The following is a 25,343-nucleotide window of genomic DNA, read 5'->3' on the forward strand; positions in this document are numbered from 1 at the left end:
GGGCGCGGGCAACGGCAGGTGCTTGTTATTTGGCGCGATGTTGATCGATATGACTGGCCAAGGCATGCAAGGAAGAAAAAATGTGCGCATTTTTTTCATCGTCAGAACGCAGCTTGACGCCATATTTTTTCGATACGGTCAGAGCAATCTCGAGCACATCTAGCGAGTCCAGGCCAAGATCGGTGAACAGCGATTGCGCAGGATCGATCTCTTCCGGTTTGATTTCGAGATTGAGCGTATCGACGATAAGTACAGCCAGTTCGCTTTCGAACGCAGTTTTTTGATTCATGATTTCTTGAGATGGTGGCTGCCGTCTGACATCAGGTGGCTATCCAATCTGTTTCCTGGTTAAAGTTTTGGTGCGGCAAGACTGCGCTGATCAAATCCTGCGCCCAAAATATGCATGCAGCGTATCTATGCTTATAAGGAGTCGTTCGATCCGGAATGGTTCATGCTTGCACCTTATCTCTGAGTGATATGAGGCAAGCAGGAACCCGCATTTTTATCTATGAATATGGCGCAGAACAGCGCCGGCCGGGCATTTTAACGGTAGCTGTCAGACGTGACAAGCTCGCCGCAGAATAGCATCGTTTATGTTGCTTAAAGACACTATTGTCGTGCGTTACGCGCATTTGAAGGTTGCTTGCCAGTACTGAAATTGCTGCGCCACGGATTGATATCCAAGCCACCGCGACGGGTGTAGCGCGCATAGACGGCAAGTTTGTGGGGTTTGCATTGACGCAGAATGTCCATGAAGATGCGTTCCACGCATTGTTCGTGGAATTCATTGTGCTCGCGGAAGCCAATCAGGTAATGCAGCAAGCCTGCCTGATTGATTTGCGGGCCGACATAATGTATCTGTACGCTGCCCCAATCCGGTTGACCGGTCACCAGGCAATTCGATTTCAGTAGATTTGAAACCAGTGTTTCCTCCACTACTGGTTCATCGAATGTCGCCTGTAACAGAGATGCGTCTGGCGAATAATCTGATACTTCAATATCCAGACGATCCAGCAACATGCCTTCGAGTTCACCTATCGCTACTTTGGAAAAGTCTTCCGGTAGCGTTAGCGTAATTTGCACCGGTGCGCCAAAACCTGCCGACAAATCTGCGCGCAGTAATTCCAGCAAGGCGTCGGTGCCGCCCAGCTTGGTTTGATTGAATGAATTCAGATAAAGCTTGAACGATTTCGATTCGATGATGTTGGGCGAATCGGCAGGCGCCATGATTTTGGCGATTGCTATTTGCGGTTTGCCGCGCATGTTCAGCCACGATATTTCGTAGGCGTTCCAGATGTCGACGCCGAAGAAGGGCAGGTCGCCGGTGAGGCCTAGTTCGTCGCGCTTGCCTTGGCGTGGAATCGGGAAGAGCAGCGACGGGTCGTATTGCGTCTGATAAACAGACGGTTTGCCGAGCGGCGATGCTTCTGGTTGGTGTGACTTGGTCATGGCAGCAGCTTTTACAAAAACAATTTATATGCAGGGTTGTCGCTCTCATCCCAATGGCGATAACCCAATCCCGCGAGCGAGGCGCGGAAGGCTTTCATTTCTTTTTTCGGTACTTGCAGGCCGACCAGAATGCGGCCCACGTCGCTACCCTGATTGCGGTAGTGGAACAGGCTGATATTCCAGTTCGGCGCGACGCTATCGAGGAAGCGCATCAAGGCACCTGGACGCTCCGGGAATTCAAAGCGATACAGCAATTCATCTTGCGTCAAATCGCTCTTGCCACCGACCAGATGACGAATATGACCTTTAGCCAGTTCGTCGTGCGTCAGATCCAGCGTTTTGAATCCGTTTTTTTCAAAATGTTTTGCGATCTTGCCAGCTTCATCGCGATCGGCGATTTGCATGCCGACAAAAATATGCGCCTGATTCGCATCGCTGATGCGGTAATTGAATTCAGTCACATTGCGCGGACCAACCAGTTCGCAAAAACGCTTGAAGCTGCCGCGTTCTTCCGGAATAGTCACAGCAAACACGCCTTCGCGCGCTGCGCCTATATCGGCCATTTCCGCCACGAAGCGCAAGCGATCGAAGTTCATATTGGCGCCGCTGGCAATGGTGATCAGCGTTTCATTTTTCAGCGGTTTTTTATTGGAGCGCGCACGTTCGAGGTATGCTTTTGCACCTGCTACTGCTAATGCACCGGAAGGTTCCAGGATGCTGCGCGTATCCTGGAACACATCCTTGATGGCGGTGCAGACTTCATCGGTATTCACTACGATGACTTCGTCCACATATTGTTTCGCCAGGCGGAAGGTTTCTTCGCCGACCAGCTTGACGGCTGTGCCATCTGCAAACAGACCAACATCGGACAAGGTCACGCGACGACCGCTGTGCAGGCTGCGTGCCATTGCATCGGAGTCTGTGGTTTGCACGCCTATGATTTTGATGTCAGGTCGTACCGTTTTGACATACGCGGCCACACCAGCGATCAGACCACCACCGCCGATAGGAACAAAAATCGCGTGTATAGGACCTGCGTGCTGGCGCAGAATTTCCATGCCGATGGTGCCTTGACCAGCGATGACATCAGGATCGTCGAATGGATGGACGAAAGTCAGCTTGAGTTTTTTCTCCAGCGTCAGCGCATGTTGGTAAGCGTCCGAGTAAGAGTCGCCGAACAGCACGACTTCGCCGCCGCGTGCTTTGACTGCTTCAACCTTGACCGATGGCGTGGTGGTTGGCATCACGATGACGGCACGGCAGCCAAGTTTGGTTGCAGACAGCGCTACGCCCTGGGCGTGATTGCCGGCAGATGCGCAAATCACGCCACGCTTCATCTGCGCCGGCGGCAGGTTTGCCATCTTGTTGTATGCGCCGCGCAGCTTGAAGCTGAAGACGCTTTGAATATCTTCGCGCTTGAAATAAATTTGATTGCCCACACGCTGCGACAGCGTTGGTGCCAGCTCGAGTGGTGATTCCACGGCGACATCGTAGACGCGCGCGGTTAAAATTTTCTTCAGATAGTCGGTAGTCATAGGTGTCAATATCAGGGGCGCGCGTGAAAACAGGGTTTGTGTTCATGCAGTGCAGCACATCATTATAATGGACGCCCTTTGTTGCGCAGTATTACCTTTGGCTCGCCGGTTGGTGTGCTTAATCCGATTCTCTTCTGCAGATGAGCCCTAGATTTGAAGAAATTTACCCGACAAAAACATGATTGACGCTGCCGTACAGTGGTTGCTGGTGACGTTGGCTGCGCCGCAGGTCGGGCTGTTTTCGGTATTTGTCATCAGTTTCGTCTCTGCGACCTTGTTGCCGCTGGGTTCCGAACCGGCCGTCTTTGCGGTCGTCAAGGCCAATGCCGATCTGTTCTGGCCGGTGCTGTTGGTGGCGACAGCGGGTAATACCTTGGGCGGTATCGTCAATTACTGGATGGGTTTGGGGGCTAAACAGGTTTTTGCCAAGGAAAGGCAAACGCGCTGGTTCGGCTGGTTAGAGCGATTTGGCGCAAAAACCATGCTGCTGGCCTGGCTGCCAGGCATAGGCGATCCACTGTGTCTATTGGCCGGCTGGCTGAAACTCCCGTTCTGGCCATGCGTCTTGTATATGGCGATAGGTAAATTCCTGCGCTATCTGACGATGACCTGGATACTTCTTTATATCCCTGATGGGTTTTGGCGATATCTGGGAAATTTGTTTTAAGACTCGGACTATCGCCTTCCTTCGCTCTGAAAATCCTGTCTAAAAAGTATCTTTTCGGCTTTTGTTGTATCTACGGTGGGCAGGCATGTTGCACCGCAATCAGCTAAAATGCTTATTTAGCGTTAATTCAAAATTGACCCACTGATGAACGCCCCAGTACATATCCAGACTCTTTTGGCCGATGGCCCCGGCGGTGCTGTTCCTACCCGCTTGCGTGAAATTCCCTATAACTACACCTCGTTTTCCGATCGCGAAATTGTCATTCGCCTGCTAGGCGAAGAGGCTTGGGCCTTGCTCGATGAGCTGCGCGGCGCCAGACAAACTGGCCGTTCCGCACGGATGTTGTACGAAGTATTGGGCGATATCTGGGTCGTACAACGCAATCCCTATCTGCAAGACGATCTGCTGGATAATCCCAAGCGCCGTCAGGCATTGATTGATGCTCTGCATCATCGCTTGGTCGAAGTCGAAAAACGCCGCATTACCGATTTGACTGTCTCTAGCGATGAAAATGCATCCCGTCGCGGTGCTGCCGTCGAAGCGCTGTTGCAATCCGCCCGTAAGGCAGTGACTGCCTTTGGCGAAGAATTCCGCCGTACCTATGATTTGCGCAAACGCACAAACAAGGTCTTGGGGCGCTATACCGAAAAAGACAATATCAAGTTTGATGGCTTGTCGCGCGTCTCGCACGTGACCGATGCCACGGACTGGCGCGTTGAATATCCGTTCGTTGTGTTGACGCCGGATAGCGAAGATGAAATGGCCGGCCTGGTCAAAGGCTGTATCGAACTCGGTCTGACCATCATCCCACGTGGCGGCGGCACCGGTTACACCGGTGGCGCAGTGCCGCTGACACCGATGTCGGCCGTCATCAATACCGAAAAACTCGAAGCCTTGGGCGCGGTCGAAATGACCATGCTGCCTGGTGTCGACCGCGAATACGCGACGATTTATTCAGGCGCAGGCGTGGTGACCAAGCGTGTTTCCGACGCTGCTGAAAAAGCCGGTTTTGTATTTGCAGTCGATCCAACTTCGGCTGAAGCTTCCTGCATAGGCGGCAATATCGCCATGAATGCAGGCGGCAAGAAAGCCGTATTGTGGGGCACTGCGCTCGACAATCTGGCGAGCTGGAGGATGGTTGATCCTAACGGCGACTGGCTGGAAGTCACGCGTCTGGAGCACAACCTCGGCAAAATTCACGATGCGCCATTAGCCAAGTTCAAGCTGGAATGGACGCATCCGAGCGAGAAGGGCAAAGTCAATCAGCCCTTCAAGACAGAAACGCTGGAAATTGTTGGCCGCACCTTCCGCAAGGAAGGTTTGGGCAAGGACGTTACCGATAAATTCCTGTCCGGTTTGCCGGGCGTACAAAAAGAAGGTTGCGATGGTTTGATCACATCTGCACGCTGGATTTTGCACAAAATGCCTAAGCACACGCGTACGGTTTGTCTGGAGTTCTTCGGTCATTCGCGCGATGCGATTCCATCCATCGTCGAGATCAAGGATTACCTCGATGCTGAAACCAAAAAAGGCGGCGCGATTCTGGCCGGCCTTGAGCATCTGGACGAACGCTATCTGCGCGCAGTCGGTTACGCCACCAAATCCAAGCGCGGCATTCTGCCGAAGATGGCTTTGTTCGGCGATATCGTCGGCGATGATGAAAACGCAGTAGCGCAAGCAGCGTCGGAAGTTGTACGTCTGGCGAATACACGCGTCGGCGAAGGTTTTGTTGCCGTCAGTCCGGAAGCGCGCAAAAAATTCTGGCTCGATCGTGCGCGTACAGCCGCCATCTCTAAACATACCAACGCCTTCAAGATCAATGAAGACGTCGTGATCCCGCTGGATCGCATGGGTGAGTATTCGGACGGTATTGAACGCATCAACGTTGAATTGTCGATCAGAAACAAGCTGCAATTGCTGGACGAATTGCATGCTTTCTTTGTCAAAGGCAATCTGCCGCTGGGCAAAGGTGACGACGCAGACGGTGACGACATTCCGGCAGCAGAATTGCTGGAAGACCGCGTACATCAAGCTGATGAATTGATCGCGGCTACACAGGCGCGTTGGTCATACATGTTGGCTAATCTCGACAAGTCCTTGCGTGATGCAAAGGATGAAGTGGTCGCGCTTGGTTTGGAAAAACTGGCCCCTGCATTTGAAGAGCGTTTGATTGCACAGCCGAATGCCACACTGTTTGATGTGATTCAGGATCGCACTGTACGCGTGTCCTGGAAAACAGAAGTGCGCCTGCCTTTGCGCCAGATTTTCAGCGGTGCATCGTTCCGCCTGATTCTGGAAGAGGCAACGGCTATCCACAAACGTGTATTGCGTGGTCGCGTATTCGTCGCGCTGCACATGCATGCGGGCGATGGCAATGTGCACACCAATATTCCAGTCAATTCCGATCACTATCAGATGCTGCAGGATGCGCATGCCGCTGTGGCACGCATCATGAAATTGGCGCGGTCGTTGAATGGTGTTATTTCTGGCGAGCACGGTATCGGTATTACCAAACTTGAATTCCTGACGACTGAAGAGTTGGCCGATTTCCGCTCGTACAAAAAACGCATCGATCCGGAAGGCCGCTTCAACAAAGGCAAGCTGATGGACATGTCGGAGCTGAGCGCAGATTTGCGCAATGCTTACACACCATCGTTCGGTTTGATGGGACACGAATCGCTGATCATGCAGCAAAGCGATATTGGTGCGATTGCCAATAGCGTCAAGGATTGCTTGCGTTGTGGTAAATGCAAACCGGTATGTGCGACACATGTGCCGCGCGCCAACTTGCTGTACTCGCCGCGTAACAAGATTCTTGCTACTTCGCTGCTGGTGGAAGCTTTCCTGTACGAAGAGCAGACTCGTCGTGGCATCTCGATCAAGCATTGGGAAGAGTTCGAAGACGTCGCTGATCACTGCACGGTTTGCCATAAATGTCTGACGCCTTGCCCGGTCGATATCGACTTCGGTGATGTGTCCATGAATATGCGCAATCTGCTGCGCAAGATGAACAAGAAGTCCTTCAATCCTGGTACTGCGGCATCGATGTTCTTCCTGAACGCAACCGATCCGGCGACCATCAATGCGACGCGTCAGGTCATGATAGGTTGGGGCTACAAGGCGCAGCGTTTCGGTCACGACATCTTGAAGAAGTGGGCGAAGAAGCAGACTTCCGCGCCGCGTGCGACTGTCGGCAAACCGCCGATCAAGGAACAGGTCATCCACTTCATCAACAAGAAGATGCCGGGTAATCTGCCGAAGAAAACCGCGCGTGCCTTGCTGGATATTGAAGACGACAAAGTCGTGCCTATCATCCGTGATCCGAAGACCACGACGATGGATACCGAAGCCGTGTTTTACTTCCCGGGTTGCGGTTCCGAACGTTTGTTCTCGCAAGTTGGTTTGGCGACGCAAGCGATGTTGTGGAATGTCGGCGTGCAGACGGTTTTGCCACCGGGTTATCTGTGCTGCGGTTATCCGCAACGTGGTTCTGGCAATTACGAGAAGGCTGAAAAGATCATCACCGATAATCGCGTGCTGTTCCATCGCATGGCGAACACGCTGAATTACCTGGATATCAAAACCGTCATCGTTTCTTGTGGCACTTGCTACGATCAGTTGCAGGGTTACGAATTCGAGAAGATATTCCCAGGCTGCCGCATCATCGATATTCATGAATATCTGATGGAAAAAGGCGTGAAGCTGGAAGGTGTGAACGGCGTGCGCTACATGTATCACGATCCTTGCCATAGCCCGATGAAGTTGCAGGATCCGTTGAAAACGGTGAACAGCTTGATCACGACCGTCGATGCGCAAAAAATCGAGAAGAACGATAGATGCTGCGGCGAGTCCGGTACTTTGGCCGTGACACGTCCTGACATTTCAACGCAGGTGCGCTTCCGCAAGGAAGAAGAGATGACCAAAGGTGCAGATAAATTGCGCGCCGACGGCTTCACTGGCGACGTCAAAATACTGACTTCCTGTCCATCTTGCCTGCAAGGTTTGTCACGTTACAACGACGACTCTGAAACGACTGCCGATTACATCGTGGTTGAGATGGCCAAGCATTTGCTCGGACCGAACTGGTTGCCTGACTATGTCGCACGTGCCAATAACGGCGGCATCGAACGCGTGCTGGTGTAACGATGGCGACTTGCGAATTATGTGATGAAAGCGGCGGGGAAATTCTCTTCCGCAATGAGCAACTGCGTATCGTTCTGATCGCAGATGCGAATTACCCTGGCTTTTGTCGTGTGATCTGGAATGCGCACGTCAAGGAAATGACCGATCTCAAACCGGAAGAGCGCTCCGCCTTGATGAAGACGGTATGTCAGGTTGAGTCGGCATTGCGGGAAGTGATGCAGCCGGAGAAAATCAACTTGGCAGCGCTTGGCAATATGGTGCCGCATCTGCACTGGCACCTGATTCCGCGTTTTACCGACGATGCGCATTATCCGAATCCTGTCTGGGCAGTAGCACAGCGTCAGACTGCGGAAGATATATTGGCAGAACGCCGCGCCTTGTTACCAGCATTGCGCGAGGCAGTAGTACGATACGTTTCGTGCACCGCCTGACAGTGCCTGATAAATACACGGGCAAGCAATAATTCCATTACGCAGGTAGTCGCCTGCGCCTTATCCCTGAACGAGAGACGATCATGGCTGGTTCCAAACAAACACCTCCTGCACCACAACCTACCGGTTTGACGGTGCGCAAACAATCGCGCGTACTGGAAATCGAGTTCGATGATGGAGCAGCATTCTCACTGCCATTTGAATTGCTGCGCGTATGGTCGCCATCGGCCGAAGTGCGTGGCCACGGTCCAGGGCAGGAAACACTGCAAACCGGCCAGCGCAATGTCGAAATTACGGCAGTCGAACCAGTTGGTAATTACGCGATCAAGCCATCTTTCTCCGATGGTCACGATACCGGCATCTTTTCGTGGGAGTATTTACACCACCTCGGCACCGATAAAGATGCTTTGTGGGAAGACTATCTGCGCCGTCTGGAAGCGGCAGGTTTCACGCGCGAAAGCGGGCGCGATGCACCTATGAGCAAAGAAGTTGTTAGCGGCTCAGGTTGCGGAAGTCATTGATTTCATTCGTTTCGCGAGCAAATCCGTGATCGAATTTACTTGTGTTATCAGCAAGCAAAAATAATTTTTTAACGTTTTCTTCACATCTTTGTATAATGTAATTGGCCAGCTATGACAAATTCCACACATTTCGGTTATCAAACCGTCGCTGAAGAAGAGAAAGTCCACAAGGTCGCGGAAGTGTTTCACTCCGTTGCGGCCAAATATGACGTGATGAACGACTTCATGTCGGCGGGTCTGCATCGTTTATGGAAGACATTCACGATTGCGCAGGCTGGTGTGCGCCCCGGTTTCAAAGTGCTTGATATTGCCGGTGGCACGGGTGACTTGGCCAAGGCGTTTGCGCGCCAGGCTGGTACGACCGGTGAAGTTTGGCTGACTGACATTAATGAGTCGATGTTGCGTGTCGGGCGCGATCGACTGTTGAATAAAGGCTTGATTACCCCAACATCCTTATGTGATGCGGAGAAATTGCCTTTCCCCGACAACTATTTTGATCGCGTCAGTGTCGCTTTCGGTTTGCGCAATATGACGCATAAGGATGTGGCGCTGGCAGAAATGCGGCGTGTCTTGAAGCCCGGCGGCAAGTTGCTGGTGCTGGAGTTCTCGAAGGTATGGGAACCGTTGAAGAAGCCGTATGACGTTTATTCGTTTTCAGTGTTGCCGTGGTTGGGCAAGCGTATTGCAGGTGATGCCGAGAGTTATCGGTATCTGGCTGAATCGATCCGTATGCATCCGGACCAGGAAACACTGAAGAAAATGATGCAGGATGCTGGGCTTGAAAGAGTCGAGTATTTTAATTTGACAGCCGGCGTGGCCGCATTGCACACCGGTATTAAACTCTAGGAGACGAGCATTATGAAAAAATTACTTTTGGCAGTCGCAGTGATGGTCAGTTCGATGACCTTCATCGCTGTGGAAGCAGAAGCCAAGCGTATGGGCGGCGGCGGTTCCTTCGGTAAGCAATCGCAAAGCTTCCAACGTCCGGCACCGGCGCAATCGTCGTCAGCTGCAGCTTCCAAGCCTGCGGCAGCACCTGCTGCGGCTGGTGCAGGCGCGGCGGCTGCAGCCAAACCTAGCATGATGCGTAACATCCTCGGTGGCGCATTGCTCGGCTTGGGTCTGGGCGCATTGTTGTCGCATCTTGGTATTGGTGGCGCATTGGCAGGCATGATCAGCACCATTTTGATGGTTGCTCTGTTCGCTTTCGCTGCGATGTTCATCTATCGCATGATCAAGAACAAGAGCGCTGGCAATCAAGCTGGTGGCTTGCAACCTTCGTTCCCGAACAATTTCTCGGAAAAGAGCAGCACGCCTGAAATCGGTTCACGTATCGATCAGTCCTACGGTCAACCTTCGGCTCTGCAATCGGCAGCGCCTATGGCATCCGGTTCGTCGTTCGGTACGGCAAATGACGCTGGCAATGAATTGCCTCCTGACTTTGACGTGCAAGCGTTTGTTCGCAATGCAAAAACTTACTTCATCCGCCTGCAAGCGGCGTGGGACAAAGCTGATATCAACGATATCCGCGAGTTCACCACACCAGAAATGTTTGCAGAAATGAAATTGCAATTGCAAGAACGCGGTGCAACACCAAACGTTACTGACGTTGTTTCGCTCGAAGGCGAATTCTACGGTGTAGAAACCGTAGGCAACGATTACATCGCCAGCATCAAGTTCACCGGCCTGATCAAGGAATCGGAAAGTTCGCCTACAGAGCCATTCACCGAAGCCTGGAACTTGTCCAAGCCAGTCAATGGCAACGGCGGTTGGGTGTTGGCTGGTATTCAGCAACTGTAAGCAATAACTGTAATTCAGTCGTACTCACGCCCGGCGCGTGCTGATTATCTGAGTAGGAGCAATATAGATAGTTAGCGCCGCCGGGCGGCAAACTGCTAAACTTGAAGCCGCCTGTGAATGGTCACCGGCGGCTTTGTTTTTTTACGATGACTTCTTTTTCTCCTGCCTATATTTTCCCTGCGGCTATCAACCATCTGCTTGCGCAGGAAGCGTGGGCGCGCGCCAAATTGATGCCGCATGCAGGCAAGATCGCTGTGCTGGATGGCGGCGTGCTGGCCATGCGTTTGAAAGTGACGAGCGATGGCATGCTGGAAGCGGCGATGGCGGATGAAGCGCCTACCGTGACGATACGCATGCAATTATCCGATCTGCCGCTCATCATGCAGAATCGTGAGCGCGCGTTCTCGTATGTGAAGGTGGAGGGCGATGCCGATTTTGCCAATACGATTTCGCAATTGAGCCAATCGCTGCGCTGGGAAGCAGAAGACGATTTGAGCAAGGTAGTCGGCGATATCGCTGCGACCAGAATTGTGGCCGGAGCGCATTCTGCATTGAACACCGCCAAATCGCTGCACCAGTCTGTCAGCGAAAACGTAGCCGAATATTTTCTGGAAGAAAATCCCATGTTGATCCGCCCGCAAGCCGTGTCCGACTTTACCGGCGAGGTAACCAAACTACGCGACGATGTAGCGCGACTGGCCAAACGGATAGAAAAACTGAAGGGTCGCAATCAATGATCTTGAAATTCCTCCGCGTGTTTAAAATCCTGCGCGTCGCGATTCGCTACGGGCTGGACGAAATTGCCATGTCCGGTTTGGCGATTCCGCGTACCGCCAAGTTGTTGAATCAAATCATGTTCTGGCGCGATCTGTCTGCACCGCGTGGCGTACGTTTGCGTATGGCGCTGGAAGATCTCGGCCCGATTTTCGTCAAGTTCGGTCAAGTGTTGTCGACACGCCGCGATTTGATGCCTATCGATATCGCTGACGAACTGGCGCGTCTGCAAGACCGCGTGCCGCCGTTTTCGTCCGAACTGGCGATTGCACAAATCATCAAATCATTGGGCGCACATCCAGATGTGCTGTTTGCCCAATTCGATCCTGAACCGGTGGCATCGGCGTCAATTGCACAAGTCCATTTTGGTCGTTTGAAAAACGGTAGAGATGTTGCGATCAAGGTGCTGCGTCCTGGCATCAAAAAGTCTATTGATGATGACGTCGCCTTGATGCACATCGTGGCTGGTCTGGTTGAACGGATGTGGGCCGATGGCAAGCGTTTGAAGCCGAAAGAAGTGGTCGCCGAGTTCGATAAATATCTGCATGACGAACTGGACCTGATGCGCGAAGCGGCAAACGGTAGCCAGTTGCGCCGCAATTTTGCCGAATCGAAGTTGCTCGTTGTGCCGGAAATGTTCTGGGACTATTGCTCGACCTCCGTCATCGTGATGGAGCGCATGATAGGTATCCCGATTTCGCAAACAGATCGTTTGGTCGCAGCCGGTGTCGATTTGAAAAAATTATCGCGTGATGGCGTGGAGATATTCTTCACGCAGGTATTCCGTGATGGTTTCTTCCACGCCGATATGCATCCGGGAAACATTCAGGTATCGATCGCACCGGAAACTTTCGGTAGTTACATCGCACTGGATTTCGGCATCGTCGGTACGCTGAATGATTTCGACAAGGATTACCTGTCGCAAAACTTCCTCGCCTTTTTCCGTCGCGATTACAAGCGTGTTGCAGAAGCGCATATCGAATCCGGTTGGGCGCCGAAAGAAACGCGCGTTGATGAATTGGAATCCGCAGTACGTGCATGCTGCGAACCGATATTCGACCGACCGTTGAGCGAGATCTCATTCGGCCAGGTTTTGCTGCGCCTGTTCCAGACTTCGCGTCGCTTCAATGTCGAAGTGCAACCGCAACTGGTTCTGCTGCAAAAAACATTGTTGAACGTCGAAGGATTGGGACGCCAGCTCGATCCAGAACTGGATTTGTGGAAGACCGCCAAGCCGTATCTGGAAAACTGGATGAATGAGCAAGTCGGCTGGCGTGGCTTGTGGGAAAACCTGAAGGCGGAAGCACCGCGCTACAGCAAGTTGTTGCCGCAACTGCCACGCCTTGCACATCAAGCCTTGACGCAGGCTTCACAGCCGCAGCAAGACAATACGGAATTGATGAGACGATTGCTGGAAGAGCAGAAACGTACCAATTTGTTATTAGGTGTCGCCGTCTACTTTGGCGGCGGTTTGATTGCTGGTGGCATATTGACGCTGGTGTTTTTCTCTTTTTCTGGGTGATGATAGGGTGCACGATCAACAGTTAGTTATTGTTCGCGGTAAGAAGGTTTTGCCACTATAGTGATATACGTGTTTTTGTTGAGCGCGCCTTGCTTCATGCCAAGTTCCATCAGGTTTCTATCGGATTGGACTGCTAAGTGATGTACCTGTTTTAGATCATTTACACGTGAGCTAACTATGCATCTCAAGTCTTTTCTTTTAGGGCTATTCGTTGCCGGCTCTATATTGCTGTTTGGTTGTTCTTCATTCTCAGGGCAGTCAAAAGTGCGAGAAGCCTTGCTTGGCTGCTGGTATGGCGAAGATCTTCAAGCCAACCTTGAGCGCCGCGTAGGCTGGCTGATAGAGCGGAAACAAGATGGGACGTTCACGGTTGAGTTCCGCTCCCTGGGTGAGCAGCATTTGCCGATTCAGACCGAAGAGGGTTACTGGTCGCTCACAGGCAATACTTACACCACGATCACGGACACAGTTGCCGGTGACAAGGTGGATGCATCCAATCCTCAGTACACAGATGTGTACGAAATCAAATCGAAAAAGGGTGGCGAGATGAGCTATTACCATCCTGGTACGAAGCAGACTTTCACCGCGAAAAAAGTTGCCTGCGACTACAAAGCTCCCTAATTTTCCACTGAGTATGGGCGTCCTTTAGGGGCGCTATTTGTCCAGCGCTATGACGGAGTAAGCGATATCTAAGGAATGGCATGTTAGACCTCTTAATTTTTAGATAAGAGATCATTCTTGGGTAGTTCTTTAAATATTTGTATTTGCTCCGTTCACATACAAATTCAGCACTCTATTTTTTGCTGCCATTTTTAGGACTCGGGCCTGCTATTTGCTACAATTGCCCCGGTTTTTAAATCCCTGTAATCCCTTGCAGCCCGCCCCAGGACAAGATGGCGCTCCTCGAAATTCGTAATCTCACTCGCCGTTTCGGCGATAACACTGTAGTCGACAACATCAGTCTTTCGATTGAGGCTGGCGAGTTCTTTACTCTGCTTGGCCCTTCCGGCTGCGGCAAAACTACGCTCTTGCGCATGATTGCCGGCTTTGATGAACCGGATGCAGGTCAAATCCTGCTCGATGGTGTTGACTTGACTGGCGTACCGCCTGAACAGCGTCCAGTGCGCACCGTATTCCAGAATTACGCCTTGTTCCCGCATATGACGGTCGCGGGCAATATCGCTTTTCCCTTGGAAATGGCGAAGACGCCGAAAGCCGAAATCCAGAAAAAAGTCGATGAAGCGCTGGAAGATGTGCGCTTGCAGGGGTTTGCTGAGCGTTATCCGCATGAACTATCCGGCGGTCAGCGTCAGCGCGTCTCGATAGCGCGTGCGTTGGTGACGCGTCCTAAATTGCTGTTGTTGGATGAACCTTTGTCTGCACTCGACGCGCAATTGCGCGAACAGATGCAGATCGAGTTGATCAACCTGCAAAAAGAAGTCGGCATTACCTTTATTTATGTGACGCACGATCAGGCGGAAGCGTTGGCCTTGTCGCACCGGATTGCGGTGATGAACAAAGGGCAGGTCGAGCAGCTGGATGAACCTACGCGTATTTACAGTTATCCGCGCAGCCGTTTCGTCGCTGACTTCATCGGTACCTGCAATTTGTTCGATGGCGTCGTCACGCAGATAGACGGCAATATGATGTGGCTGGATGTGCCGGGCATGGGCGCGGTAAAAGCATTTACAGCGCCGGGCGTGGAAGTTGGTAGCAAGGGCACGATTGCGTTGCGGCCAGAGAAAACTCAGGTCAGCGCCGAAATCGTGCGCGGCGTGCCGGATGAAAATCACTTCGATGGCTACGTCAAAGAGTTGCTCTATATGGGCGGCGTGACGGTGTATATCGTTGAGACTGAAGGCGGTGTGCGTATCGAAACCATGTTGGCCAATTCTGCCATCGGTCGTCCGCGTTTCTTTGAAGTCGGCGATGCAGTCGATGTCGCATGGCGTGTCGATGCTGGCCATTTCTTGCCTGAAGCGACTCATGTCTGAGAAAGTGGCAAAAGCAGCGCGCAGCAATGTGGCTGGCAGCAAGTCAGGACTGGCACGTTGGTTGATCAGCGGGCCGCCGCTGCTGTATCTCCTTTTCTTCTTTGCCGTACCTACGCTGATCATGGCGTTTGCGGCATTCCGCTTCCCTGGTGATTACGGTGGACTGGCTCCTTTATTCGATGAGAGCGGTGCGCTTGATCTGACGCTGGAAAGTTTCACGCCATTTTTCACCGACTTTGTTTACACCGCGATTTTCCTGAAATCGTTTATGTTCGCGATCATCACGACGCTGGTGTGTCTGACGATGGCATATCCATTGGCTTTGCTGATCGCACGCAGCCCGCAGAAGTGGCGCAACTTGCTGGTGCTGTTGGTGATCTTGCCGTTCTGGAGCAACTTCCTGATTCGTATTTATGCGTGGATGATTTTGCTTGGCCCGCAATCGGCTCTGACGCGCGGTTTGAATGCAGTGCTAGGTGTGTTCGGTATTGAACCGGTGACCTTGCTCTATAGCGCGTTCGCTGTGATCGTCGGTCTGGTGTATGTGCATTTGCCGTTCATGGTTTTGCCCTTGTACGCGAATCTGGAAAAACACGATCCTGCCTTGCTGGATGCCGCACAGGATTTGGGTGCTGGTAAGTGGCAGACTTTCTGGCGCATTACCTTCCCGTTGTCGCTGCCTGGTATTTATGCTGGCGCAGCCTTGGTCTTTATTCCGGCGCTGGGTATTTTTGCCGTGTCCGATATTCTGGGCGGCACCGGCGGCATCATGATCGGTAATGTCATCAAGCAGCAATTCCTCGATTCGCGCGATTGGCCTTTCGGTAGTGTGTTGTCCATTATGTTGACGGTTGCTGCATTGGCTGCGGCTGGCCTTGCTGCCTTGCTGGCGCGTCCGCGCAGGAGGCAACATGCATAAGCGCGGACATTCGATCTGGCTGATTTTCACGGCGGTGCTGGTCTACGCTTTCCTGTATGTGCCGCTGGCGATAGTGGTGGTCTATTCCTTCAACGATTCGCGTCTGAATGCGGAATGGGTAGGCTTTACGCTGGATTGGTATCGCAAGCTGTTTGCCAATGAAGAGATGCTGCGTGCGGCTGGCAACTCCTTGATCATTGCGTTGGTTTCCAGTGCGGTATCGACGCTGCTGGGAACGATGGCGGGCTTTGCCTTGCATAGGTACAAGATACGCTTACTGCAAGTATTGGTACTGACACCGATTGCGATTCCGGAGATTCTGGTTGGCGTATCGCTGCTGATTTTCTTCGTGATGCTGAATCTGACTTTGGGCATGCTGTCGATTACTCTGGCACATATTGCATTCAGCCTGGGCTTCGTCGCGATTGTGGTACGTTCACGCTTGAGTGGCATGGATGAGAGTTTGACCGAAGCGGCGCGCGATTGTGGTGCGACGCCATGGCAGGCTTTCCGCCGCGTGACTTTGCCTTTGATCATGCCGGGCGTGGTGGCGGGGGCATTGATGGCGTTCACATTGTCGATAGATGATTTTGTTATTACCTTCTTTACTGCTGGTGCGAATACGTCGACCTTGCCGCTGCAAATCTATTCGATGATCAAGATTGCGGTCACGCCGGAAGTGAATGCCGTATCAACACTGTTGATGGCATTGACCTTGCTTCTGATTATTGTCGCATCCAAATTGTCGCCAAACGCCTTCCGTTCCTGATTTTTTTCTCTAGGTCTGCCATGAAAAAATTACTCGCCATTCTTTCTCTATCGCTGATTGCTGTCTCCGCGCAAGCACAGGGGAAGTTGCATCTCTATAACTGGAATAACTACATCGCGGCAGAAACGGTGCAACGCTTTGAAGCCGCGTGCAAATGCCAGTTGGTGCAAAGCTACTACGGTGACAATGAAGAGATGCTGGCGAAGCTGGCAGCGGGCGCTAAAGGTTACGACTTGATCGTGCCGACCGGTAATGCCTTGCAATCGCTGATCAAGCAGGGTGCTTTGCAGCCTATCGACAAGAGCAAACTGCCGAATTTCAAGAATCTGAATCCGCAATATCTGAATACCGATTTCGATAAGGGGAATCAGTATTCGGTGCCGTATGCGTACACGATCACGCTGCTCGGTTACAACGAGCAAAAGATGAAGGAATTGGGTATTCCAGTCGATAGCTGGGCGGCGATTTTTGATCCAGCTATTTTGGCCAAGATCAAAGGCAAGGTAACCGTGCTGGATTCGGCTAATGAGTTGATGGCTGCTGCCTTGAAGTATCTGGGTTACTCGGTCAACGATACCGATGAAAAACACTGGCAGGAAGCCAAGAACGTGATCCTGAAAGCCAAGCCTTACTGGGCTGCATTCAACGGTACCAGCTACATCAAGGGTTTGACGGTGGGCGATATCTGGCTGGTGCACGGTTACTCCAGCGATATCTTCCAGGCGGATCAGGATGCACAGAAAGCCGGTCGTAAATTCCGCATCCGCCACGCTTTGCCGAAAGAAGGCGCTGCGATGTCACTGGATAGCCTGGTGATTCTTAAAGATGCGCCACGGCCTGATCTGGCACATCAATTCATCAACCTGATTCTGGATGGCAAGAACTCGGCCGAGTTGACGAACATGATAGGTACCGGCAATCCGAATAGTGCTGCCTTGCCTTACATCAAACCGGACATCGCCAAGAACAAGGAGATTTTTCCGGACAAGGCAGAATCGGCCAAACTGGAAATGTTGAAAGATTTGAACAGCAAGCAACGCCGCGCACTGAATCGCATCTGGACCGAAATCCGTGCCAAGTAATGGCACGCTTGATCGGTGTGCGATCTTTGCAGGGTTGAAAGTCGTATGCTGAAAGTGATAGCGCAGGATTTTATCCGGCACGAGTTTATAGAGACGGTACGCCCCTTGTACCAAGAGTTGATTGAAAAGACGCGGCAAGAGAAGGCTTGTATTTCGTACAATCTTTTCATCGATCAAAAAGATCCCGGTCATTTTGTCTTTATCGAAGAGTGGCCAGATCGACAAGCTTTGGATACGCATTGTCAGACCGAACACTTCCGGCGCCTGGTTCCGCTGATTGATAGTTACCAGCGCCAGGCAGGCACTTTCCTCTTGATGGATGCCTTTTAAGGCGCAAGCGGTATCAGGCGGGGCGCTGCAGTTACAAGTCCTCGGTAAATCGGGGCAGAAAACCTTTATAATTCAGGGTTTTGGATGATTTTTGCGGGAATTTTTTCATGCCGATTTATGCGTACCGCTGTGAAGCGTGTGGTTTTGCCAAAGATGTATTGCAAAAGATGTCTGATGCGGTGCTGACCGATTGCCCGACTTGCGGCAAGGCGACTTTCAAAAAGCAGCTGACCGCAGCTGGCTTTCAGCTCAAGGGCACGGGTTGGTATGTGACTGATTTCCGTGGTGGGCAGGGCGGTACGACTGCGCCAGCCGTTTCCACTACTGCTGCCAGCGATGCACCTGCGGCCAAGTCAGAAAGTGCTGCCGCGCCAAGTGCGCCACCTGTTGCAGCGCCTGCTGCTAGTTCAGCAAGCAAGTCTGACTCTTGATGAATTCTTCGCGCCGGAACCATCCGGCGTGATTCTTACGGTAGAAAATCATGCGTAAATATTTTGTTACCGGCTTACTGATACTTGTCCCACTCGCGATTACCTTGTGGGTGTTGAACCTGATCGTCGGTACGATGGATCAGTCTCTGCTGCTGTTGCCGGCACGCTGGCGGCCGGAAGCATTGTTCGGTTTTGCCATTCCTGGTCTCGGCACGATCTTGACGCTGCTGATCATTTTCCTGACGGGTTTGGCGACACGTAACTTTATTGGTAATCGTGTAGTGGCTTTGTGGGAATCGATCTTGCGCCGCATCCCGGTGTTCAATACGATTTACTCCAGTGTCAAACAAGTTTCGGACACCCTGTTTTCGTCATCCGGCAATGCCTTCCGTAAAGCTTTGCTGATCGAGTATCCGCGCAAGGGCGCATGGACGATTGCCTTCCTGACCGGCGTGCCGGGCGGCGATGTGCGTAATCATCTGGTAGGCGACTATGTCAGCGTGTATGTGCCGACTACGCCGAATCCGACTTCAGGTTTCTTCCTGATGGTGCCGCGTGCAGAAACAGTAGAACTCGATATGAATGTCGATGAAGCATTGAAATACATCGTCTCTATGGGCGTCGTTACTCCGGAACACTTTGAAAAGAAACTCATCGTTGATCCGAATCAAGCGCAAGCGAACGATACCCCACAATAATTAACGATCGCGTACTACAGCGATTGCATCAAAAGAACCTGAAACTGGAAATTCACTATGTCAATGCGAACTCATTACTGCGGCCTTACCTCCGAAGCACTTCTTGATCAAACCGTCAGCCTGTGTGGCTGGGTACATCGTCGTCGCGATCACGGCGGCGTGATCTTCATCGATTTGCGTGACCGCGAAGGCTTGGTCCAAGTCGTTTGCGATCCTGATCGCGTCGATGTATTCAAAGTTGCAGAAGCTGTACGCAATGAATTCTGCCTGCGCATCACCGGTGTCGTACGTAACCGTCCTGACGGCACCAGCAACAGCAATCTGACTTCAGGCAAGATCGAAGTGTTGGCGCATGAAGTCGAAGTGCTGAACGCATCCGTCACGCCGCCATTCCAGTTGGATGACGACAATCTGTCGGAAACCACACGCCTGACACATCGCGTATTGGATCTGCGTCGTCCGCAAATGCAAAACAATCTGCGTCTGCGTTACAAGGTCACAATGGAAGTGCGCAAGTTCCTCGATGCGCAAGGCTTCATCGATATCGAAACACCGATGCTGACCAAATCGACGCCAGAAGGCGCGCGCGATTATCTGGTGCCATCGCGTGTGAACGCAGGTCACTTCTTCGCGTTGCCGCAATCGCCGCAATTGTTCAAGCAATTGCTGATGGTTGCCAACTTCGACCGTTACTATCAAATTACCAAATGCTTCCGCGACGAAGATTTGCGCGCTGATCGTCAGCCTGAATTTACCCAGATCGATTGCGAAACATCGTTCATGAACGAACAGGAAATTCGCGATCTGTTCGAAGGCATGATTCGCTTGGTCTTCAAGAACTGCCTCGACGTTGAATTGCCTAACCCATTCCCAGTAATGGATTACGCGACTGCAATGGGCATGTACGGTTCAGACAAACCAGATATGCGCGTTAAGCTCGAATTCACCGATCTGACCAACATCATGAAAGATGTTGAGTTCAAAGTGTTCTCCGGCGCAGCCAATATGGAAAATGGTCGCGTAGTTGGTTTGCGTGTGCCAGGCGGCGGCGCGATGCCACGTTCCGAGATCGATGCTTACACACAGTTCGTCGCGATCTACGGTGCTAAAGGTCTGGCTTACATCAAGGTCAACGAGAAGGCCAAAGGCCGTGACGGCTTGCAATCGCCTATCGTCAAAAATATCCATGATGAAGCATTGGCAAAAATCATCGAAGCAACCGGCGCGCAAGATGGCGATCTGATTTTCTTCGGTGCCGATAAAGCAAAAATCGTCAACGATGCTATCGGTGCTTTGCGTGTCAAAGTTGGTCACAGTGATTTCGGCAAAAAGAACGGTTTGTTCGACGACGAATGGCGTCCATTGTGGGTAGTCGACTTCCCTATGTTCGAATACGACGAAGACAATCAGCGCTGGTCGGCAACCCATCATCCTTTCACCGCGCCTAAAGACGGCCATGAAGACTTGATGGAAACCAACCCGGGCAAATGTATCTCCAAAGCCTACGATATGGTCTTGAACGGCTGGGAATTGGGCGGCGGTTCGGTTCGTATTCACCGTGCTGATGTACAGAGCAAAGTATTCCGTGCATTGAAGATCGGTGCAGAAGAAGCGCAACTCAAGTTCGGCTTCTTGCTCGACGCATTGCAATACGGCGCGCCACCACATGGTGGTCTGGCATTCGGCCTGGATCGCATCGTCACCATGATGACTGGTGCAGAATCGATCCGCGACGTGATCGCCTTCCCGAAAACCCAACGTGCACAATGTTTGTTGACGCAAGCGCCATCGGAAGTGGACGAAAAGCAATTGCGCGAATTGCACATTCGTTTGCGCAATGTCGAACCTGCTGTGAAAGCATAAAGTCGTTTTTACGGCATAATCAAAAGGCGCGGAATTCCGCGCCTTTTTTCATTTCCATCCCTGTATCGTTTGCCGTTTGAAAGAAACGATTTGCAATGACTGTGTCTTACAAAATTCCCGAATCCGTATTGGTCATCATCCATACCGCCAATCTGGATGTATTGTTGATAGAACGTGCGGATAAGCTCGGATTTTGGCAATCTGTGACGGGTTCCAAGGATGTGGCGGACGAGCTTTTGCTGGAAACGGCGATACGGGAAGTGGGCGAAGAAACCGGGATTGTTGTACAGAATCTAGCTACACAAGCAACATCGCCGCTCCAACAAGGTGCGTTGTCATCTTCAGTTGTTCCACTGGAAAATCTGCAGGATTGGCAACTTTCCAATGTTTACGACATCTATCCGGTGTGGCGGCATCGTTATGCGCCCGGCGTGACGCAAAATACCGAGCATGTGTTCGGTTTGCTGGTGCCGCGTGACATACCGATCGTGTTGGCGCCACGTGAGCATTTGAATTTTGTATGGCTGCCGCACAGAGAGGCGGCGGATAAGTGTTTTTCATCATCGAATGCCGAAGCAATTTTGCAGTTACCGAGGTACCGCAAGCTTTGACCAGATTGTTTTTCATCTGATGGATGCCGATTCTGATTTTATTTCGTAGTTAGGCCATACAACAGCATGAAACTTCGCATTACGACTTACAACATTCACAAAGGCGTATCTTCCTTTGGCCGCCGCTCGCGCGTGCATGCCTTGAAGCAGGCGATCAGCGCAATGCAATCGGATGTCTTGTTTCTGCAAGAAGTGCAGGGACGACACGATTTGTATGCCTTGAAGCACGCTACCGATTGGCCTGAGCTGTCGCAGCAGGATTTCCTGGCTGGCGATTCACATGAATGCGCGTATGGCATGAATGCGGTGTATGACCATGGCCATCACGGCAATGCCTTGCTGAGTTGCTTCCCCATCCTGTCATCGCATAATCAGAATATTTCCGATCATAAGTACGAGTCGCGTGGCATCTTGCATTGCGTAGTACGTACGCCGGAAGCGGACGTGCATTGCTTTGTGATTCATCTGGGTTTGTTTGCCGGTAGCAGAAAACGTCAGACCGATGCCTTGATCGATGCCGTATCCAGTTCTACTCCTCCTGATGCGCCGCTGATTATTGCCGGCGACTTCAACGATTGGGGTAATCATTTGAGTGAAGAATTGCGCGTACGGCTGGGTGTGACGGAAGTGTTTGATGAAAATATTTCCAGACGTGGCTTTGGCACTTATTTGCGTCAATTGAGTGGTCGTGGTCCCAAGATACAGCCTGCACGTACTTTTCCAGCGGCTATGCCATTTCTGCAACTGGATCGGATTTATGTGCGCGGTTTCAAAGTAGAATCAGCGGAAGTCTTGCACGGTGCGATGTGGGCCAAGTTGTCTGATCATGCGCCCATCGTTGCGACCTTGGAGCTGAAGTAGGATATGGTTGAATAGGCCGTCAATAGAGCGGCAAGCGCGTATGGAAGATGTAGGCGCGCTTTAGAAAACAGTTGGCACAGGTAACGCCTGTGTATCCGACGCACCATTCATAGCAAGGCATTCCCATTTATGCGTCCAGTCAGTTTTGTCGGTAACAACGATATCCAGCTCCTGCACTGCGGCGGAGAGTATTTTCCTGCGCTGATCAAAGCCTTTGATGCAGCCGTGCAGGAAATTTATCTCGAGACGTATATTTTTGCTGCTGACGATACTGGCAACGAGATCAAGGCTGCACTGGCACGCGCGGCACAACGTGGCGTGATCGTGAATGTGCTGACCGATTGGCTGGGTACCGGCAATAAAGAGTCGGCATTACTGGATCGCGAATTTAAAAAACTGGGGATAGAGCATCGCAGCTTTAATCCCTTGTTTATCCGTGGCATCGCCCGCATGCATAGAAAAGTCTGCGTAGTGGACAGGCAGGAAGCTTTTCTTGGTGGCTTGAATATCGTTGACGATATGCATGATGATGGCGATGTGAATATCGCATTGCCGGCACCACGCTGGGATTTTGCCGTACGCATTACCGGCCCCTTGGTTGCCAACATACATTGGGATGTTGCGGTGCAATGGGCGCGCCTCGGTAGTTTGAGTTGGCGTACGCGTTGGGCAACTTTCAAAGAACAGCGTCAATCTCAACCTGGCGATGCACGCGAACCTATGGTGGCTGGTCTGGTGATGCGCGACAACTTACGCAATCGCCGCACGATACAAGCTGCGTATCTGAAAGCTTTGGGTAGCGCGCGCCATTCCGCATTACTAGCCAATCCATACTTTGCACCCGGGCGTAAATTGCGTAACGGTCTGGCGTCTGCTGCACGGCGCGGTGTTGATGTCACGCTTTTGTTGGGCATAGGGCACTATCGTTTTCAGGATGTGGTGGCACGCTCCTTTTATCGCGGATTATTGAAGGCTGGCGTCAAGATAGTTGAATATCGCAAGACGCATTTGCATGGCAAGGTAGCTGTGATTGACGACACTTGGTCTACCGTCGGTTCGAGCAATTGCGATGGCTTCAGCCTGTTCCTGAATCAGGAAGCCAACGTCGTGGTGCTTGATACTAAGTTCGCACAAAACCTGCGCGCGCACATAGAGCAGGGCATAGCCGATGGCGTGGTGATGAACTGGAAAGAGTACGAAAGCATCCCTTTATATAAACGCCTTTTTTATCACGCAGCCTATTTCATTTATAAAAATCTCATGCGCGTGATGACGTGGGGAAAATCGAACGAGTAGTGCAGGCAATAGTTTTTCACTTCGCTTGAATTCCTTTTCATGCTGCCTGGTTTTTCAGACCGTGGATCGCGGCAGAGGCGGTCGCCGGCGTGCGATTGAAAATAGATTTACACTATTGAATCTTAAGTGGCGCTGATAGGCATTGAATGAGTAATTCAATGTTGTCGGCGCCACAATTATTTCGACGTCCGATAAGCGGGTTGGATAAAAATGGTCAAGCAGAATGGCGATGTTGTGAATCAGGACGCAATAGAGAGTGACGGCTTGCCAATTGCCGAGCGACGCTGGGCGATAGTCTCGGTCGCTATTGGTGTTGCCATGGCATCGCTGGATACGGCGATTGCCAATACGGCTTTGCCGGCGATGGCCAGTCAGTTGGGTACAACGCCGGCTGATTCTGTGTGGATCGTGAACATCTACCAACTCGCGATGGTGGCGACCTTGCTGCCGTTTGCTGCGCTGGGTGAAATTCTGGGCTATCGCCGCGTTTGTATCTTCGGCCTGGTTCTCTTTACCTTGGCATCCTTGGCCTGTGCTTACGCGTGGTCCTTGCCGACACTGGTCATTGCTCGCTTTTTCCAAGGTGTGGGTGCCAGCGCCATCATGGGCGTTAATACCGCTTTGTTACGCTCGATTTATCCAGCCAAGATGCTGGGGCGTGGCTTGGGTACGAATGCGCTGGTGGTGGCGGTAGCGTTTGCAATTGGGCCGACTGCTGCATCCTTAATCCTGTCCGTGGCGCCTTGGCCTTGGCTGTTTGCGATCAATGTGCCGCTGGGTCTGCTTGCGTTCTTTTTGGCGCGCAGAGTCTTGCCGCATACGCAGCGTGCGACGCATAAATTCGATTTCTTGACGGCGCTTTACAACGTGGGTGCCTTCGGCCTGTTGATTCTTGCAATAGGCGAGGGCGCGCATTTGAGTGATGCTAGAACGGTTGCGCTGGAAGTCGTGGGCGCCTTGATTTTCTTTGCTCTGCTATTGCATAGACAGAGAGGTCATAGCGCGCCAATGTTGCCGGTCGATTTGTTCCGCCGCCCATTGTTTGCGCTTTCTTCATTCACAGCGGTGTGTACTTTTGCGACGCAAAGTCTGGCCTTCGTTTCTTTGCCGTTTTATTTTGAAGCAGTGCTGGGTCGTTCTGCGGTGGAGACGGGATTCCTGATTACACCGTGGGCGGTACTGGTTGGCATCATGGCACCAATTGCGGGACGCCTGAGTGATCACTATCCGCCGGGCATGCTGGGTGGAATTGGCTTGTCGGCATTGTCGGCCGGTATGGTCTCGCTGGTTCTGATCTCGCCCGATGCAACGACCTTCGATATTTGCTGGCGTATGGCAGTGTGCGGTATCGGTTTTGGTTTCTTTCAGGCGCCGAATCTGCGTGCGATCATGAGTAGCGCGCCGCCTGCACGTGGAGGCAGTGCGAGCGGTGTGGTGGCTACGTCACGTTTGATAGGTCAGGCATCAGGTGCAGCATTGGCGGCATTTTGCTTCACCATTTCCAACGCGCATGGCGAAATCCTTGCGCTGAGTTTGGGTGCTGGTTTTGCGGCTATTGCGAGCATTGCGAGTTTCTCGCGTTTGTTTGTGCAGCAGGTTAAATAGGCGAGTGTATCGGCGTGATCTTCAGAACGTGCGATGGATGTC

The 25,343-nt window shown here is 52.0% G+C and carries 24 protein-coding genes; 21 read left to right on the top strand and 3 right to left on the bottom strand.

All coding sequences use genetic code 11. The features are described 5' to 3' along the window. Positions 1-25 precede the first annotated feature (25 nt). The 3 genes from BQ6873_RS14545 to ilvA form a co-directional block, all read right to left on the bottom strand. Positions 26-289, bottom strand: coding sequence for a phosphopantetheine-binding protein (locus tag BQ6873_RS14545; RefSeq protein ID WP_076593283.1), 264 nt, complete (start codon positions 287-289; stop codon positions 26-28). Between the two features lie 320 nt (positions 290-609). After that, the gene (queF, locus tag BQ6873_RS14550) at positions 610-1,449 is read right to left on the bottom strand and encodes an NADPH-dependent 7-cyano-7-deazaguanine reductase QueF (RefSeq protein ID WP_076593284.1); all 840 of its coding nucleotides are present in this window, start codon (positions 1,447-1,449) and stop codon (positions 610-612) included. Between the two features lie 11 nt (positions 1,450-1,460). Continuing rightward, positions 1,461-2,984, bottom strand: coding sequence for a threonine ammonia-lyase, biosynthetic (ilvA, locus tag BQ6873_RS14555; RefSeq protein ID WP_076593285.1), 1,524 nt, complete (start codon positions 2,982-2,984; stop codon positions 1,461-1,463). Between the two features lie 178 nt (positions 2,985-3,162). Here ilvA and BQ6873_RS14560 point away from each other — a divergent pair, with 178 nt between their 5' ends. From BQ6873_RS14560 to BQ6873_RS14660, 21 genes are all read left to right on the top strand, one after another. After that, positions 3,163-3,651, top strand: coding sequence for a YqaA family protein (locus BQ6873_RS14560; RefSeq protein ID WP_076593286.1), 489 nt, complete (start codon positions 3,163-3,165; stop codon positions 3,649-3,651). A gap of 144 nt (positions 3,652-3,795) precedes the next feature. Further along, positions 3,796-7,794 carry a DUF3683 domain-containing protein gene (locus BQ6873_RS14565; protein WP_076593287.1) on the top strand — a complete coding sequence of 1,333 codons (3,999 nt, stop codon included), beginning with the start codon at positions 3,796-3,798 and terminating at the stop codon, positions 7,792-7,794. Between the two features lie 2 nt (positions 7,795-7,796). Beyond that, on the top strand, positions 7,797-8,225 hold the full coding sequence (locus BQ6873_RS14570) for an HIT family protein (RefSeq protein ID WP_076593288.1): 429 nt from the start codon (positions 7,797-7,799) through the stop codon (positions 8,223-8,225). 83 nt (positions 8,226-8,308) lie between these two features. After that, a complete protein-coding gene (locus BQ6873_RS14575; protein WP_076593289.1) occupies positions 8,309-8,746 on the top strand; it encodes a gamma-butyrobetaine hydroxylase-like domain-containing protein in 438 nt (145 codons plus the stop codon). Between the two features lie 111 nt (positions 8,747-8,857). Then, positions 8,858-9,592, top strand: coding sequence for a bifunctional demethylmenaquinone methyltransferase/2-methoxy-6-polyprenyl-1,4-benzoquinol methylase UbiE (ubiE, locus tag BQ6873_RS14580; RefSeq protein WP_076593290.1), 735 nt, complete (start codon positions 8,858-8,860; stop codon positions 9,590-9,592). A 12-nt stretch (positions 9,593-9,604) separates the two neighbouring features. Continuing rightward, the gene (locus BQ6873_RS14585; protein WP_076593291.1) at positions 9,605-10,546 is read left to right on the top strand and encodes a Tim44 domain-containing protein; all 942 of its coding nucleotides are present in this window, start codon (positions 9,605-9,607) and stop codon (positions 10,544-10,546) included. Positions 10,547-10,692: 146 nt separating this feature from the next. Next, positions 10,693-11,283, top strand: coding sequence for a ubiquinone biosynthesis accessory factor UbiJ (locus BQ6873_RS14590; protein ID WP_173830605.1), 591 nt, complete (start codon positions 10,693-10,695; stop codon positions 11,281-11,283). Continuing rightward, positions 11,280-12,842: a ubiquinone biosynthesis regulatory protein kinase UbiB gene (gene ubiB, locus BQ6873_RS14595; RefSeq protein ID WP_076593292.1), complete on the top strand. Its 1,563-nt coding sequence runs from the start codon at positions 11,280-11,282 to the stop codon at positions 12,840-12,842. Before BQ6873_RS14590 ends, ubiB begins: the two co-directional genes overlap by 4 nt. Before the next feature lie 177 nt (positions 12,843-13,019). Further along, positions 13,020-13,463, top strand: coding sequence for a hypothetical protein (locus BQ6873_RS18070; RefSeq protein ID WP_157889174.1), 444 nt, complete (start codon positions 13,020-13,022; stop codon positions 13,461-13,463). A 272-nt stretch (positions 13,464-13,735) separates the two neighbouring features. After that, positions 13,736-14,836 carry an ABC transporter ATP-binding protein gene (locus tag BQ6873_RS14605; protein ID WP_076593294.1) on the top strand — a complete coding sequence of 367 codons (1,101 nt, stop codon included), beginning with the start codon at positions 13,736-13,738 and terminating at the stop codon, positions 14,834-14,836. Further along, entirely contained in the window at positions 14,829-15,755 is a 927-nt protein-coding gene (locus tag BQ6873_RS14610) for an ABC transporter permease (RefSeq protein ID WP_076593295.1), read from the top strand. The genes BQ6873_RS14605 and BQ6873_RS14610 overlap by 8 nt, the downstream gene beginning before the upstream one ends. After that, the gene (locus BQ6873_RS14615; RefSeq protein ID WP_076593296.1) at positions 15,748-16,524 is read left to right on the top strand and encodes an ABC transporter permease; all 777 of its coding nucleotides are present in this window, start codon (positions 15,748-15,750) and stop codon (positions 16,522-16,524) included. Before BQ6873_RS14610 ends, BQ6873_RS14615 begins: the two co-directional genes overlap by 8 nt. A gap of 20 nt (positions 16,525-16,544) precedes the next feature. Next, complete coding sequence (locus BQ6873_RS14620) at positions 16,545-17,606, top strand: polyamine ABC transporter substrate-binding protein (RefSeq protein ID WP_076593297.1); 1,062 nt, start codon at positions 16,545-16,547, stop codon at positions 17,604-17,606. A gap of 45 nt (positions 17,607-17,651) precedes the next feature. Further along, entirely contained in the window at positions 17,652-17,936 is a 285-nt protein-coding gene (locus BQ6873_RS14625) for a putative quinol monooxygenase (protein WP_076593298.1), read from the top strand. Positions 17,937-18,043: 107 nt separating this feature from the next. Beyond that, positions 18,044-18,367, top strand: a complete 324-nt coding sequence (locus BQ6873_RS14630; RefSeq protein WP_076593299.1) for an FmdB family zinc ribbon protein — start codon at positions 18,044-18,046, stop codon at positions 18,365-18,367. Positions 18,368-18,417: 50 nt separating this feature from the next. Beyond that, entirely contained in the window at positions 18,418-19,065 is a 648-nt protein-coding gene (locus BQ6873_RS14635; protein WP_076593300.1) for a DUF502 domain-containing protein, read from the top strand. A 57-nt stretch (positions 19,066-19,122) separates the two neighbouring features. Next, on the top strand, positions 19,123-20,928 hold the full coding sequence (aspS, locus tag BQ6873_RS14640; protein WP_076593301.1) for an aspartate--tRNA ligase: 1,806 nt from the start codon (positions 19,123-19,125) through the stop codon (positions 20,926-20,928). Positions 20,929-21,023: 95 nt separating this feature from the next. Then, entirely contained in the window at positions 21,024-21,539 is a 516-nt protein-coding gene (nudB, locus tag BQ6873_RS14645) for a dihydroneopterin triphosphate diphosphatase (protein WP_076593302.1), read from the top strand. A gap of 66 nt (positions 21,540-21,605) precedes the next feature. Continuing rightward, positions 21,606-22,400, top strand: a complete 795-nt coding sequence (locus BQ6873_RS14650) for an endonuclease/exonuclease/phosphatase family protein (protein ID WP_076593303.1) — start codon at positions 21,606-21,608, stop codon at positions 22,398-22,400. A gap of 129 nt (positions 22,401-22,529) precedes the next feature. Further along, positions 22,530-23,696: a cardiolipin synthase ClsB gene (gene clsB, locus BQ6873_RS14655; protein WP_076593304.1), complete on the top strand. Its 1,167-nt coding sequence runs from the start codon at positions 22,530-22,532 to the stop codon at positions 23,694-23,696. Positions 23,697-23,906: 210 nt separating this feature from the next. Further along, complete coding sequence (locus BQ6873_RS14660; protein WP_076593305.1) at positions 23,907-25,301, top strand: MFS transporter; 1,395 nt, start codon at positions 23,907-23,909, stop codon at positions 25,299-25,301. Positions 25,302-25,343: the final 42 nt, after the last annotated feature.

Source organism: Herminiimonas arsenitoxidans, assembly GCF_900130075.1.
Taxonomy (GTDB): Bacteria; Pseudomonadota; Gammaproteobacteria; order Burkholderiales; family Burkholderiaceae_D; genus Oxalicibacterium; species Oxalicibacterium arsenitoxidans.

Coding starts and splice junctions, on each gene's coding strand:
- BQ6873_RS14545 (WP_076593283.1), bottom strand. CDS start 289: ATGAATCAAAAAACTGCGTTCGAAAGCGAACTGGCTGTACTTATCGTC.
- queF (WP_076593284.1), bottom strand. CDS start 1,449: ATGACCAAGTCACACCAACCAGAAGCATCGCCGCTCGGCAAACCGTCT.
- ilvA (WP_076593285.1), bottom strand. CDS start 2,984: ATGACTACCGACTATCTGAAGAAAATTTTAACCGCGCGCGTCTACGAT.
- BQ6873_RS14560 (WP_076593286.1), top strand. CDS start 3,163: ATGATTGACGCTGCCGTACAGTGGTTGCTGGTGACGTTGGCTGCGCCG.
- BQ6873_RS14565 (WP_076593287.1), top strand. CDS start 3,796: ATGAACGCCCCAGTACATATCCAGACTCTTTTGGCCGATGGCCCCGGC.
- BQ6873_RS14570 (WP_076593288.1), top strand. CDS start 7,797: ATGGCGACTTGCGAATTATGTGATGAAAGCGGCGGGGAAATTCTCTTC.
- BQ6873_RS14575 (WP_076593289.1), top strand. CDS start 8,309: ATGGCTGGTTCCAAACAAACACCTCCTGCACCACAACCTACCGGTTTG.
- ubiE (WP_076593290.1), top strand. CDS start 8,858: ATGACAAATTCCACACATTTCGGTTATCAAACCGTCGCTGAAGAAGAG.
- BQ6873_RS14585 (WP_076593291.1), top strand. CDS start 9,605: ATGAAAAAATTACTTTTGGCAGTCGCAGTGATGGTCAGTTCGATGACC.
- BQ6873_RS14590 (WP_173830605.1), top strand. CDS start 10,693: ATGACTTCTTTTTCTCCTGCCTATATTTTCCCTGCGGCTATCAACCAT.
- ubiB (WP_076593292.1), top strand. CDS start 11,280: ATGATCTTGAAATTCCTCCGCGTGTTTAAAATCCTGCGCGTCGCGATT.
- BQ6873_RS18070 (WP_157889174.1), top strand. CDS start 13,020: ATGCATCTCAAGTCTTTTCTTTTAGGGCTATTCGTTGCCGGCTCTATA.
- BQ6873_RS14605 (WP_076593294.1), top strand. CDS start 13,736: ATGGCGCTCCTCGAAATTCGTAATCTCACTCGCCGTTTCGGCGATAAC.
- BQ6873_RS14610 (WP_076593295.1), top strand. CDS start 14,829: ATGTCTGAGAAAGTGGCAAAAGCAGCGCGCAGCAATGTGGCTGGCAGC.
- BQ6873_RS14615 (WP_076593296.1), top strand. CDS start 15,748: ATGCATAAGCGCGGACATTCGATCTGGCTGATTTTCACGGCGGTGCTG.
- BQ6873_RS14620 (WP_076593297.1), top strand. CDS start 16,545: ATGAAAAAATTACTCGCCATTCTTTCTCTATCGCTGATTGCTGTCTCC.
- BQ6873_RS14625 (WP_076593298.1), top strand. CDS start 17,652: ATGCTGAAAGTGATAGCGCAGGATTTTATCCGGCACGAGTTTATAGAG.
- BQ6873_RS14630 (WP_076593299.1), top strand. CDS start 18,044: ATGCCGATTTATGCGTACCGCTGTGAAGCGTGTGGTTTTGCCAAAGAT.
- BQ6873_RS14635 (WP_076593300.1), top strand. CDS start 18,418: ATGCGTAAATATTTTGTTACCGGCTTACTGATACTTGTCCCACTCGCG.
- aspS (WP_076593301.1), top strand. CDS start 19,123: ATGTCAATGCGAACTCATTACTGCGGCCTTACCTCCGAAGCACTTCTT.
- nudB (WP_076593302.1), top strand. CDS start 21,024: ATGACTGTGTCTTACAAAATTCCCGAATCCGTATTGGTCATCATCCAT.
- BQ6873_RS14650 (WP_076593303.1), top strand. CDS start 21,606: ATGAAACTTCGCATTACGACTTACAACATTCACAAAGGCGTATCTTCC.
- clsB (WP_076593304.1), top strand. CDS start 22,530: ATGCGTCCAGTCAGTTTTGTCGGTAACAACGATATCCAGCTCCTGCAC.
- BQ6873_RS14660 (WP_076593305.1), top strand. CDS start 23,907: ATGGTCAAGCAGAATGGCGATGTTGTGAATCAGGACGCAATAGAGAGT.